The following is an 11,616-nucleotide window of genomic DNA, read 5'->3' on the forward strand; positions in this document are numbered from 1 at the left end:
GCTCGCCGAACAGGTCGGTTTCGGTTTCTTCGCGGAAGTTGGTTTCGATCACGCCACCCTTGGTGCCGCCGTTGGCAGCAGCGTAGGACAGGGCGATGTCACGGGCCTTGCCGGACTTGTCCTGGTACACGGCGATCAGGGACGGCACGCCGCCACCCTTCAGGTACTCGGAGCGCACGGTGTGGCCGGGGCCCTTCGGGGCGACCATGATCACGTCCAGGTCAGCACGGGGAATGACCTGGTTGTAATGCACATTGAAGCCGTGAGCGAAGGCCAGCACGCCGCCTTGCTTGATGTTCGGCTCGATGTCGTTCTTGTAAACGTCAGGGATGTTCTCATCCGGCAGCAGAATCATGACCACGTCGGCGGCGCGAACGGCGTCAGCCACTTCGGCAACCTTCAGGCCAGCGCCTTCAGCCTTGGCCCAGGAGGCACCGCTCTTGCGCAGGCCGACCGTCACATTGACGCCGGAGTCGCGCAGGTTCTGAGCGTGGGCATGGCCCTGGGAGCCGTAACCAACGATGGTGACCTGCTTGCCCTTGATCAGGGAGAGATCCGCATCCTTATCGTAATAAACCTTCATTTCATGCCTTTCTGACAAAAGAGGAGCAAGTCACGGGACGACACGGACGTCAATGTCCGAGCCATGTCCCGCATCAAACTTTCAAGATCCGGTCGCCACGGCCAACGCCGCAGATCCCGGAGCGAACGGTTTCGAGAATCAAGCCTGCGTCGATGGCGCCAACAAAGGAATCAAGCTTGGCCTGATTTCCAGTCAGCTCGATCACGTAGCTGGTATCGGTCACGTCGATGATCCGACCGCGGAAGATGTCGGCCATGCGCTTCATTTCCTCCCGGTCCTTGCCCGTCGCCCGCACCTTTACGAGCATCAGCTCACGCTCGATATGGGCCGACTCGGACAGATCAACCACCTTTACCACCTCAACAAGCTTGTTGAGGTGCTTGGTGATCTGCTCAACGACGTCGTCCGAACCACTGGTGACGATCGTCATGCGGGACAGGGAAGCATCTTCGGTGGGCGCCACCGTAAGTGACTCGATGTTGTAGCCACGAGCGGAAAACAGGCCGGAAACGCGCGATAGCGCACCGGATTCATTCTCGATGAGAAGGGAGATGACGTGTCTCATAGGCTTTTTATTCGGGGTGACCATCAGCTCGCGCAACCATTGGGCGTCGAGCGTTCGTGATGATTCGGGAAGCCGCTGCAAGCTCTTTCCCACAGCAAGCTTCCCGGGTGATCAGAGGTCCTCTGCAGACAGAATCATGTCCGTCAGGCCCTTGCCACCCTGAACCATCGGATATACGTTCTCGGTGGCATCGACCTGGAAGTCGAGGAAGACCAGATCGTTCTTCTGCTTGAAGGCCTCCCGCAATGCGCCTTCCACATCACCCGGCTTGTCCACGCGCAGACCCACGTGGCCGTAGGCTGCAGCAAGCTTCGAAAAGTCGGGCAAGGCATCCATGTAGGACTCGGAGTAGCGATTGCCGTGGAACAGCTCCTGCCATTGGCGAACCATGCCGAGATAACCGTTGTTGAGCAGAATCACCTTGATGGGCAGACGGAACTGCTTGCAGGTGGACAGCTCCTGGATGTTCATCTGGATCGAGCCTTCGCCGGTGACACAGGCGACAGGTGAGCCCGGGTGTGCCAGCTGGACACCCATGGCGGCAGGCAAGCCGAAACCCATGGTGCCGAGCCCGCCGGAATTCACCCAGCGACGCGGCTTGTCGAACTTGTAGTATTGGGCTGCCCACATCTGGTGCTGGCCCACATCGGAGGTCACAAAGGCATCACCACCCGTGACTTCCCAGAGCTTCTGAATCACGTACTGGGGCTTGATCAACCCTTCGCCCTGGGTGAACTTCAAGCAATCGCGACGACGCCACTCTTCGATCTGTTTCCACCACCCCCCCAGGGACTCCTGGTCGGGCTTCTCGGCAGTTGTGTCGAGAAGGGCAAGCAACTCGCCGAGCACTTCACCCACGTCGCCAACAATGGGCACATCGACCTTGACGCGCTTGGAGATGGAGGACGGATCAATATCAATATGGATGATCTTGCGCGGTTCGGACGCAAAGTGCGCCGGACTGCCGATCACCCGATCATCGAAACGGGCACCCACTGCGAGCAGAACGTCGCAATAGTGCATGCCCATGTTGGCCTCGTAATTGCCATGCATGCCGAGCATGCCAAGGGACTGCCGGTCGGTAGCCGGGTAGCCACCCAGGCCCATGAGCGTGTTGGTACAGGGAAAGCCGAGCTTGCGCACCAACGCTGTCAGCTTGTCCGCCGCATCGCCGAGGACTACGCCACCACCCGCGTATACCATGGGGCGCTTGGCTTCGAGGAGGAGCTGCAGTGCCTTCTTGATCTGACCGTGATGGCCCTTGACCGTGGGGTTGTAGGAGCGCATCGACACCGTCTGCGGGTAGACGAACTCACACTTCTGGGCGGTGATGTCCTTGGGAATATCCACCAGCACCGGGCCTGGCCGGCCGGTCTTCGCCAGATAGAAGGCCTTTTTGATCGTCTCTGCAATCTCACGCACGTCGCGCACAAGGAAGTTGTGCTTGACGCAGGGCCGCGTGATGCCAACGGTGTCGACCTCCTGGAATGCATCCTGGCCGATGGCCGCAGAGGGCACCTGGCCGGAAATGATCACCATCGGAATAGAGTCGCAGAACGCCGTGGCAATGCCCGTCACCGCATTGGTGGCGCCGGGACCGGATGTCACCAGGGCAACCCCCACCTTTTCGGTGGAGCGCGCATAACCGTCAGCGGCATGGATGGCGGCCTGTTCATGGCGCACAAGGACGTGACGGACCTTGTCCTGCTTGAAAAGCTCGTCGTAGATGTACAGGACGGCGCCACCTGGATAGCCGAAAAGATAATCGACCTTTTCTTCCTGGAGGCACCTGATTACAATTTCCGCACCGGTAATGACCATCACTTCACCCGAGCTGTATCGGCGATGTAAAACGTTGAACCATACCGCCGACCCGGCGATTGGTCAAGGCGCACCGTATCGGTGCCACTCTCCCTGCGACTGCACCACCAACCGACGACCTCCGGGAGCGCCCTCTCCGGATCACCGAGGATCACCCCCTGCCATCCCGTCTCGAACTATCGGACTTCCTCGCCAGCGTCGAAAAACGGGCCTTCAAGCAAGCCTTGTTCGCGGTCCGCAACGAAGAGTCTGCACTCGACATCGTGCAGGACTCGATGATGCGGCTCGCCGAGAAATACGGTGACAAGCCTCTCGCCGAGCTTCCCATGCTGTTCCAGCGCATTTTGCAGAACGCGATCCGGGATCACTATCGCCGCCAGAAGGTCCGCAATATGTGGACCACACTGCTGTCTGCCTTCTCCGGCCCCGAGGACGACGAGCACGACCCGCTCGACACCCTCGAGTCCGCCGACAGCGACTACAAGAGTGAATCCCCCCAGACCCAGCTGGAACAGCGCCAGACTCTCGGTGTCATAGAGAAGGAAATCGAAAAGCTTCCCGCCCGTCAACGCGAAGCCTTCCTGATGCGTTACTGGGAAGAAATGGACATCGCTGAAACGGCGGCGGCAATGGGGTGCTCGGAAGGCAGCGTGAAGACGCACTGCTCAAGAGCCACGCACACCCTTGCCGCTGCACTTGCTGCAAAAGGTATCAAACCATGAACGAACAGGACTTCCAGCACCGGATCCGCCAACACCTCAACGTGTCTGCGCGCAACGTTTCGCCCCCGGTTGCCGATCGTTTGCTCCAGGCCCGCCAACGCGCTCTTTCCCGCCAGAAGCAGACAGTGAGAAAGCTCAGCCTCGCCGGCCTCGGCCAGACCTTGTCTGAGCACATCCTGCCCCACGGGCGCACGACGCTGGCCATGATTCTGGTCATCCTTCTTGCCCTGGGCAGCGGTCTGCTGGGTGAATGGCAACATGTCGCCGACCTTGAAGAAGTCGATAGCGCATTGCTCGCCGACGACCTCCCGATTGACGCTTACCTGGATCGCGGATTCGACGCATGGGTTCAAAACGATTCACCCGACTGATCGCTGCTTTCGCCCTCGCCTGGTCAAGTCAGGCGCTGGCCACGCCCCCCATAACGGCGCCGGCCTGGAACGATCTGTCACCGGACCAGCAGCGCACCCTTGCTCCACTGGCGAGTGAATGGAAGGATCTTCCTGACGACAGACGGCGCAAATGGGTAGGCATTGCTGATCGCTTTCCGGGTTACACCCCCGAGGAACAGTCACGCCTGCAGCGACGGATGGAGACGTGGTTCGCCCTGACGCCCGAACAGCGCACCACGGCGCGGGATCAATATCGCAACCTTCAGCGCATCCCTCCTGAAAAGCGGGAAGTACTGCGCGAAAAATGGAACGCCTACCAGGAGTTGCCCAGCGAGGAGAAAACCCGCTTCAAGGAAGCTGCCGCCAAGCCGCCCGTCAAGGCTCCGCGCGTCAAGACAATCGCCGCGCCGCTGAAGCCTCTCACGGCACCGCCGCCGCCGCGTGTGGTCGTGCCGCGCAAGCCTGTTGTCGTCACTCCGCCACCTGCGCCTGAACCTGCCACGCCCGTCATCGCCCCCCCGCTCCTTTCACCGGCTGCAGAAGCAGTCACGCCCGCCGGCCAGACGGTCGCCGCAGGCGTCAAACCCTGACCTCACCCATGTCTTCTCAAGCCACCGCGACCGGGGGTCAGCCCTCCCGTCGTCAGACCGTTGAGCTCGCCGGATTACGCCGCCGGCTTGCCAGCATGCTTTACGAATCACTGCTGCTGCTGGGCGTTCTCGCCCTGACTTTCATGGTGCCCTTGCTGATCGTCGGCATCGGCACCGATTACACGCCCGAAGGTGGCGTGCTCTGGATCTACATCTTCGCCGTACTCGGAATGTACTTTCTCTGGTACTGGCGGCGCGGCGGGCAGACCCTGGCCATGCAGACCTGGAAATTGCGCATCGTGAATATCGACGGCAATCCTGTATCGCTCCGCCAGGGATGGCTCAGGTATGCACTGGCCTGGCCGTCTGTGCTGCTCTTCGGTGCCGGCCTGCTGTGGGCCTTGATCGACAAGGACAAACAGTTTCTGCACGACCGGCTGGCGGGCACACGCATCGTGCTGCTGCCCGCATCGACCCTGGTTTGAAGGCTAGCGGCGCTCCACCCACCACATCATGCCCATCGCCGCCAGCAAAAAGGCGATGCTCGGCGTCAATGCCGCCACCGCCGGCACCCAGCCATTGATCACCCCAAGGTTGGAGAACAGCCCGTTCAGCAGGTGGAAGCCAACACCGATCATGATCCCTGAGAAGACCTTGAGGCTGACCCCGCCCATGCGGGACTGCATGTAGCCGAAGGGCAGTGCCAGGCCCATCATGACGAGGGATGCAAACGGGTAGGCGAGCTTCTTCCAAAGCGCGATCTCGTAGCGGGTGGTGCGTTGCTTGTTCTCTTCCAGGTGGCGGATATACGAATACAACGTCGTCACCGACATCCGCTCGGGGACGACCATCAACACCGACAGCACATCCGGTGTCAGCTCCGAACGCCAGACCAGCTCCGGCAGCTTGAGAACCTCGGTACGCTCCCCCAGGAAAAGGGTCTTCCCAACACCCTTCAAACGCCATCCGGCCCCTTCCTGAAAGGCCCCGGATTCCGCCTCACTGATGGACAGCAGCGTCGCACGGTCATCGAACTCGTAGATACGGACGCCCTGCAACGAGGTGTCCGGAAGAATGCTGCGGACGTTCACAAACAGATTACCGTCCCGCACCCACAAACCGGTGCGCAATTCCTGGGAAACCATGGAACGGGTTGCCGCGAGGCGCCACTGCTGGGCGGCTCGCTCGGCGGGCGGTGCAAGATATTCACCGAACACAAAGGTCAGCAGCACAAAAACGCTTCCCACCGAGAGCAGGGCCAACAGGAAACGCCGGGTGGACAAACCCGACGCCCTCAGCACGGTGATTTCCGAATGACGGGCCAGGGTTGTCAGCGCATACAAGCTGCCAATCAATACGGCGATGGGCATCAGCTCATACACCCGGCCCGGCATGATCATCGCCACATAAATGGCAGCATGGTGCAGCGCGTAACCGTTCTTGCCGACTTCGTCGAGTTCATTGACCAGATCGAAGAAGGCAAAAAGCCCCAGGAACGCCAGCAGGACAAGGGCCACTGCAGCGTAGATCTCGCGACTGATATAGCGGATGTAGACAGGAATCATCAGCCCCTCCGCCACCGGGCAAACACACTCAGACGCTTGTAGAACAGGATGGCCAGCACCCCCAGCATGATCAGGTGCGGCGCCAGCAGCCCCACCTCAAAACGCAGGCGGCCCTGACCAACCCAGGCCTGGCAAACGCTGAGCGCGTTGCTATAGATGAGATACACCAACACAGCCAGAATCAGGTTGTTGGTCCGGCCCGCGCGGGGATTGACGAAAGACAGCGGAATAGCCAGCAGGGCCAGCATGATCGCCAGCACAGGCGTGCTTATCCTGCCGAGCAGCTCCCCCTGATTGCGCTTATCGGGGTTTTTCAGGAGGGCTGGCAGGGTCAGCGTTTTGGGTTGGCGCGGCCCTCCACTGGCCTCCTTGGACTCCATACGGATCTGATAGCGCTCGAATTCCATCACCCGGTAACTCGGCGTACCGGGCGTTCCCTCATAGCGACGCCCGTTCTCGAGAACCACAAACCGATTGCCGGAGGCATCCACCTCCATGTGCCCCTGGGCCGCCACCATCACCCCAAGGCGACCATTCTGCATGCTGCTGGCGAAGACGTTGCGCACGCGCCCCTCGTCCCCGGAGAGCGCTTCGACAAAGAACACCCGCTCGCCGCCGGAGGATTCGCGGAACATCCCCGGCGCCACCCGGGAGACGTCATCCCGGTTATTCAGTTGCTCCTTGTACTCGACACTCTTCTTCTGGGCCCAGGGGGCAACGAAGAGCGACATGGCCGCAATGAGCACCACCACCGGCACGGCAAAACGCAGCACCGGACGCATCCAGGCGGTCAGCGGCAGGCCGCTGGAGAACCACACCACCATTTCCGAATCCCGATAGCAGCGGGACAGGGACATGAGGATCGCGATGAAGACAGTGAGGGACAGCACCACCGGCATCTGCGCAATGGCACCGAAACCGATCAGGGCAAGCACCGCATCGGCGGGCACACGCCCACCTGCCGCCTGCCCCAGCAGCCGGATGAGAACGGTGGAAATCAGGATGGCGAACAGCGCCACGAAGACCGCCACGGCGTTCTGCGTGAATTCGCGCTGGGCAGCTCGGAGAAAAATCATGCGGGGGGAATGGTCGCGCCGGGGAAAGGCCTTTTTGACGTCCGCCGGGGTGCCGGCCATAATGTGCCGCGAAGTCCCAATTGACGCGTGTTTCCAAGGAGAAGCGGGTGGAATTTACCATAAAGGCCGGGTCGCCGGAAAAACTCAAGAACGGCTGTGTGGTAGCAGGCGTATTTGCCGGTGGCGAGCTGAGCGCCGCTGCCAAAGCCCTCGACAAGGCTTCTGACGGCAGCATCGCCGCCATCCTCGCCCGGGGTGATCTGGACGACAAGGCAGGCGCCACCCTCACCCTTCACGCCCTCCCCGGTCTGGCCACGCCGCGTGTGCTGCTGGTCAGCCTGGGCAAAGCCGGTGAGCTCACCGACAAGACCTACCGCGATGCGGTGTCCGCCGCCGCCCGCCAGCTGGCCGGCTCGCCGGCAGACGATGCCGCTTTCTGCCTCACCGATGTTGACCTGCCCGGCCGCGACGCCGCTTGGCGCATCGCCCAGGCCGCACAGATCCTCAAGGACAGCACTTACCGCTGCGATGAACTGAAATCGAAGAAGGACGAGTCGAAGAGGGGTGTGAAGAAGCTCGTCTTCGTCACCCGCGGCAAGCCCGCTGCCGACCTCGACGCAGCCCTGCGCGAAGGTGAAGCGATTGCGGACGGCATGGCCCTGGCCAAGACCCTCGGCAACCTGCCCGGCAACGTCTGCACCCCTGGCTACCTGGCCACCACCGCGAAAAAGCTCGCCAAGGAACACAAGATCAAGGTCGAGATCCTTGAGCGCGCCGACATGGAAAAGCTCGGCATGGGCTCGCTGCTCTCCGTGGCCCAGGGCTCCCATGAGCCGCCCAAGTTCATCATCCTCAACTACAAGGGCGGCAAACCCAAGGACAAACCCGTGGTGCTGGTGGGCAAGGGCATCACCTTCGACACCGGCGGCATCTCCCTCAAGCCCGGCGAAGGCATGGACGAGATGAAGTACGACATGTGCGGCGCCGCCAGCGTGCTCGGCACCTTCAAGGCCATCGCCCGCATGGAGCTCCCAATCAACGTGGTCGGCCTGATTCCCACCACCGAGAACATGCCCGGCGGCTCGGCCATCAAGCCCGGCGACATCGTCACCTCCATGTCCGGCCAGACCAGCGCGATCCGCAACACCGATGCCGAAGGCCGCCTGATCCTGTGCGACGCGCTCACCTACGCCGAGCGCTTCGACCCCGTCGCTGTGGTGGACATCGCCACCCTCACTGGCGCCTGCATCATCGCCCTGGGCAACCTCACCTCCGGCCTGCTCGCCAACGACGACGCCCTGGCAGCCGAGCTGCTGGCCTCGGGTCAGGCGGCCGGCGACAAGGCGTGGCAGCTGCCCCTGTGGGACGAATACCAGGACATGCTCAAGAGCAACTTCGCCGACATCCCCAACATCGGCAGCAAGGGCGCCGGCACCATCACCGCCGCATGCTTCCTGGCCCGATTCACCAAGGCCTACAAGTGGGCGCACCTGGACATCGCCGGGACCGCCTGGAAATCGGGCGCAGACAAGGGGGCCACCGGGCGCCCCGTGCCGCTGCTTACCCGCTTCCTGATCGGCCGCGCCGGGCTTTGACAGGCCGGGCACCCACACCGTGAGCACCGAGATCCGCTTCTATCACAACGCCCCCGACCGCCTGCGGGTGGCCTGCGTGCTGAGCACCAAGGCAAGAGCAGGCGGGCTGCGGATCTCGGTCTTCGCGCCCGATGGCGGCGTCGCCCGCCAGTTCGACCAGATGCTGTGGGGCCTCCAGCCTCTGTCCTTCATTCCCCACGTCGCCGCCGGCTCGCCCCTCGCAGCCGAAACCCCGGTGGTAATCGGCAGCCGCCTCGACGCCCTGCCCCACGAGGACGTGCTGATCAACCTCGGCGACGAGCTGCCCGACGGCTTCGAGCGCTTCGCGCTGGTGCTCGAGATCGTCGGCCCCACCGACCCGGAACGCCAGGCAGCCCGCAGCCGTTACCGGCACTACAAGGAGCGCGGCTACATCCTGAGCGCCCACGACCTGGCCCAACGGAGCGGCGAATGAACACCCCCCGAAACCCCGAATTCGAGATTTCCCTGGAAGACGAGGAAGCCGAAGCCGGCCTGCACCGCGACGACGAGCCCACCAGCACCGACGGTGACGACCTCCCCGTGCTGACCGATGTGGTGGATGAGCGGATCGAGCCTTACATCGGCGACAGCGAGCCCATCATTCTCGAGCCGATGACCCCGGAAGCGGAGCTCACCGACGCAGCCCCCGTGCTCGCTACGGGCATCACGATGGCCCCTGTTGACCTGGCCGAACGCCTGGTTACCCTCGACACTGCCATCAGCCGGCTCATCGAGGATTGGGTAGCCAACGAACTCCCCCAGCTCGTCTCCCGCGAGCTCGACGATCTGGCCGAGCGCCTGCGCGTGAAGGCCAGCGCCCACCTGCGCGCCACCCTCCAGCCCCTCATCTCCGCCGAGATCGCCAACACCCTCGACGACGACGCCGAGGCCTGAATTCACCCTTTGCCACCGTCCCGCGCCAAGTCTTCCCGGCGGGCGGGGCGGGTGCATCCGCTATAATCCGCGTTTTGCCTTCAAAGACAGACCCCATGGAACTGGCCAAGAGTTTCGAGCCGGCGGAGATTGAACGCCGCTGGTATGAGCACTGGGAATCGAGCGGCTATTTCGCCGCCGGTCTCGACCGCAGCAAGCCCGCCGACCAATCCTTCTGCATTCTGCTGCCGCCGCCCAACGTCACCGGCACCCTGCACATGGGGCACGGTTTCAACCAGACCATCATGGACGCGCTCACGCGCTACCACCGGATGCGCGGCTGGAACACCCTGTGGCAGCCCGGCACCGACCACGCCGGCATCGCCACCCAGATCGTCGTCGAACGTCAACTCGACGCTCAGGGCATCTCCCGCCACGACCTCGGCCGCGAGAAGTTCCTCGAAAAGGTCTGGGAGTGGAAGGAATACTCCGGCGGCACCATCACCCAGCAGATGCGCCGCATGGGCACCAGCCCCGACTGGAGCCGCGAGCGCTTCACCATGGATGCCGGTCTCAACAAGATCGTCACCGAGACCTTCGTCCGTCTCTACAACGAAGGCCTGATCTATCGCGGCAAGCGCCTGGTCAACTGGGACCCGAAGCTGCACACCGCCGTATCCGACCTGGAAGTGGTCCAGGAAGAGGAAGACGGCTTCATGTGGCATCTGAGCTACCCGCTGGCCGACGGCAGCGGCAGCCTCACCGTGGCCACCACCCGTCCGGAAACCATGCTCGGCGACACGGCCGTGATGGTGCATCCGGAGGATGAGCGCTACGCCCACCTGATCGGCAAGACCGTCAAGCTGCCGCTGGTCGACCGCGAGATCCCGATCATCGCCGACGAATACGTCGACCGCGAGTTCGGTACCGGCGTGGTCAAGGTCACCCCCGCCCACGACTTCAACGACTACGCTGTCGGCCTGCGCCACGGCCTGCCGATGATCATTGTGCTGACCCTGGAAGGCACCGTCCCCGAAGCCGGCACCGTCGTCACCAACGGCGTGGTCAGCGGCTCGACCTCGTTGCCGGCCAGCCTGGTCGGCCTCGACCGCTTCGAAGCGCGCAAGCAGGTGGTCGCACAATTTGAAGCCCTCGGCCTGCTGGGCGACATCAAGCCCCACAAGCTGCAGGTGCCCCGTGGCGACCGCACCGGCGTGGTCATCGAGCCCATGCTCACCGACCAGTGGTTCGTGGCCATGTCCAAGCCCGGCGAGGACGGCAAGTCCATCACCGAAAAGGCGCTCGAAGTCGTCTCCTCCGGCGAGATCGAGTTCGTTCCCGGTAACTGGGTCAACACCTACAACCAGTGGCTCAACAACATCCAGGACTGGTGCATCTCCCGTCAGCTGTGGTGGGGCCACCAGATTCCCGCCTGGTACGGCGAGAATGGTGAGACCTTTGTTGCCCACAGCGAGGACGAAGCCCGCAGCCTGGCCGACAAGGCAGGCTACACCGGCGCCCTCAGCCGCGACCCGGACGTGCTGGACACCTGGTACTCGTCCGCCCTGTGGCCCTTCTCGACCCTGGACTGGACCTCCGAATATCCGGAGAAATCCAACGACGCCCTCGACCTCTACCTGCCCTCCACCGTGCTGGTCACCGGCTTCGACATCATCTTCTTCTGGGTGGCGCGCATGGTCATGATGACCAAGCACATCACCGGCAAGATCCCCTTCAAGCACGTCTACGTGCATGGCCTGATCCGCGACGGCGAAGGCCAGAAGATGTCCAAGTCGAAGGGCAACGTGCTCGA

13 protein-coding genes are annotated in these 11,616 nt (G+C 62.7%); 8 read left to right on the top strand and 5 right to left on the bottom strand.

Features of this window, described 5'->3' with window-relative positions; translation table 11 throughout:
- From ilvC to ACIQ09_RS20170, 3 genes are all read right to left on the bottom strand, one after another.
- Positions 1-583: ketol-acid reductoisomerase (gene ilvC, locus ACIQ09_RS20160; RefSeq protein WP_398313873.1), on the bottom strand; the 583-nt coding region annotated here is incomplete at its 3' end.
- Between the two features lie 73 nt (positions 584-656).
- Positions 657-1,148, bottom strand: a complete 492-nt coding sequence (ilvN, locus tag ACIQ09_RS20165; RefSeq protein ID WP_398313895.1) for an acetolactate synthase small subunit — start codon at positions 1,146-1,148, stop codon at positions 657-659.
- A 111-nt stretch (positions 1,149-1,259) separates the two neighbouring features.
- Entirely contained in the window at positions 1,260-2,969 is a 1,710-nt protein-coding gene (locus ACIQ09_RS20170; protein WP_398313875.1) for an acetolactate synthase 3 catalytic subunit, read from the bottom strand.
- Between the two features lie 59 nt (positions 2,970-3,028).
- Between ACIQ09_RS20170 and ACIQ09_RS20175 the strand changes: the two genes are divergently transcribed.
- Genes ACIQ09_RS20175 through ACIQ09_RS20190 form a run of 4 tightly spaced genes read left to right on the top strand, consistent with a single transcriptional unit; the run spans position 3,029 to position 5,158 of the window.
- A complete protein-coding gene (locus ACIQ09_RS20175; protein WP_398313877.1) occupies positions 3,029-3,691 on the top strand; it encodes an RNA polymerase sigma factor in 663 nt (220 codons plus the stop codon).
- The gene (locus tag ACIQ09_RS20180) at positions 3,688-4,062 is read left to right on the top strand and encodes a DUF3619 family protein (RefSeq protein WP_398313879.1); all 375 of its coding nucleotides are present in this window, start codon (positions 3,688-3,690) and stop codon (positions 4,060-4,062) included. The genes ACIQ09_RS20175 and ACIQ09_RS20180 overlap by 4 nt, the downstream gene beginning before the upstream one ends.
- Positions 4,035-4,673: a DUF3106 domain-containing protein gene (locus ACIQ09_RS20185; protein ID WP_398313881.1), complete on the top strand. Its 639-nt coding sequence runs from the start codon at positions 4,035-4,037 to the stop codon at positions 4,671-4,673. Before ACIQ09_RS20180 ends, ACIQ09_RS20185 begins: the two co-directional genes overlap by 28 nt.
- A gap of 8 nt (positions 4,674-4,681) precedes the next feature.
- Positions 4,682-5,158, top strand: a complete 477-nt coding sequence (locus ACIQ09_RS20190; RefSeq protein WP_398313883.1) for an RDD family protein — start codon at positions 4,682-4,684, stop codon at positions 5,156-5,158.
- 3 nt (positions 5,159-5,161) lie between these two features.
- Here ACIQ09_RS20190 and lptG read toward each other — a convergent pair whose 3' ends face one another.
- Positions 5,162-6,238 carry an LPS export ABC transporter permease LptG gene (gene lptG, locus ACIQ09_RS20195; protein ID WP_398313898.1) on the bottom strand — a complete coding sequence of 359 codons (1,077 nt, stop codon included), beginning with the start codon at positions 6,236-6,238 and terminating at the stop codon, positions 5,162-5,164.
- Positions 6,238-7,314, bottom strand: a complete 1,077-nt coding sequence (lptF, locus tag ACIQ09_RS20200; protein WP_398313885.1) for an LPS export ABC transporter permease LptF — start codon at positions 7,312-7,314, stop codon at positions 6,238-6,240. Before lptF ends, lptG begins: the two co-directional genes overlap by 1 nt.
- A 107-nt stretch (positions 7,315-7,421) precedes the next feature.
- Here lptF and ACIQ09_RS20205 point away from each other — a divergent pair, with 107 nt between their 5' ends.
- The 4 genes from ACIQ09_RS20205 to ACIQ09_RS20220 form a co-directional block, all read left to right on the top strand.
- Complete coding sequence (locus ACIQ09_RS20205) at positions 7,422-8,909, top strand: leucyl aminopeptidase (RefSeq protein ID WP_398313887.1); 1,488 nt, start codon at positions 7,422-7,424, stop codon at positions 8,907-8,909.
- Positions 8,910-8,928: 19 nt separating this feature from the next.
- Positions 8,929-9,363, top strand: a complete 435-nt coding sequence (locus ACIQ09_RS20210) for a DNA polymerase III subunit chi (protein ID WP_398313889.1) — start codon at positions 8,929-8,931, stop codon at positions 9,361-9,363.
- Positions 9,360-9,824, top strand: coding sequence for a hypothetical protein (locus ACIQ09_RS20215; protein ID WP_398313891.1), 465 nt, complete (start codon positions 9,360-9,362; stop codon positions 9,822-9,824). The genes ACIQ09_RS20210 and ACIQ09_RS20215 overlap by 4 nt, the downstream gene beginning before the upstream one ends.
- A gap of 95 nt (positions 9,825-9,919) precedes the next feature.
- A partial coding sequence (locus ACIQ09_RS20220) for a valine--tRNA ligase (RefSeq protein ID WP_398313893.1) occupies positions 9,920-11,616 on the top strand: 1,697 nt, incomplete at its 3' end.

This window comes from Zoogloea sp. (assembly GCF_044344315.1).
In the GTDB taxonomy this organism is placed as follows: Bacteria; Pseudomonadota; Gammaproteobacteria; order Burkholderiales; family Rhodocyclaceae; genus Zoogloea.

Bases quoted from the DNA above. Each gene is read 5' to 3' on its own strand.
- ilvN (WP_398313895.1), bottom strand. From the start codon at position 1,148: ATGAGACACGTCATCTCCCTTCTCATCGAGAATGAATCCGGTGCGCTA.
- ACIQ09_RS20170 (WP_398313875.1), bottom strand. From the start codon at position 2,969: ATGGTCATTACCGGTGCGGAAATTGTAATCAGGTGCCTCCAGGAAGAA.
- ACIQ09_RS20180 (WP_398313879.1), top strand. From the start codon at position 3,688: ATGAACGAACAGGACTTCCAGCACCGGATCCGCCAACACCTCAACGTG.
- ACIQ09_RS20185 (WP_398313881.1), top strand. From the start codon at position 4,035: ATGGGTTCAAAACGATTCACCCGACTGATCGCTGCTTTCGCCCTCGCC.
- ACIQ09_RS20190 (WP_398313883.1), top strand. From the start codon at position 4,682: ATGTCTTCTCAAGCCACCGCGACCGGGGGTCAGCCCTCCCGTCGTCAG.
- lptG (WP_398313898.1), bottom strand. From the start codon at position 6,238: ATGATTCCTGTCTACATCCGCTATATCAGTCGCGAGATCTACGCTGCA.
- lptF (WP_398313885.1), bottom strand. From the start codon at position 7,314: ATGATTTTTCTCCGAGCTGCCCAGCGCGAATTCACGCAGAACGCCGTG.
- ACIQ09_RS20215 (WP_398313891.1), top strand. From the start codon at position 9,360: ATGAACACCCCCCGAAACCCCGAATTCGAGATTTCCCTGGAAGACGAG.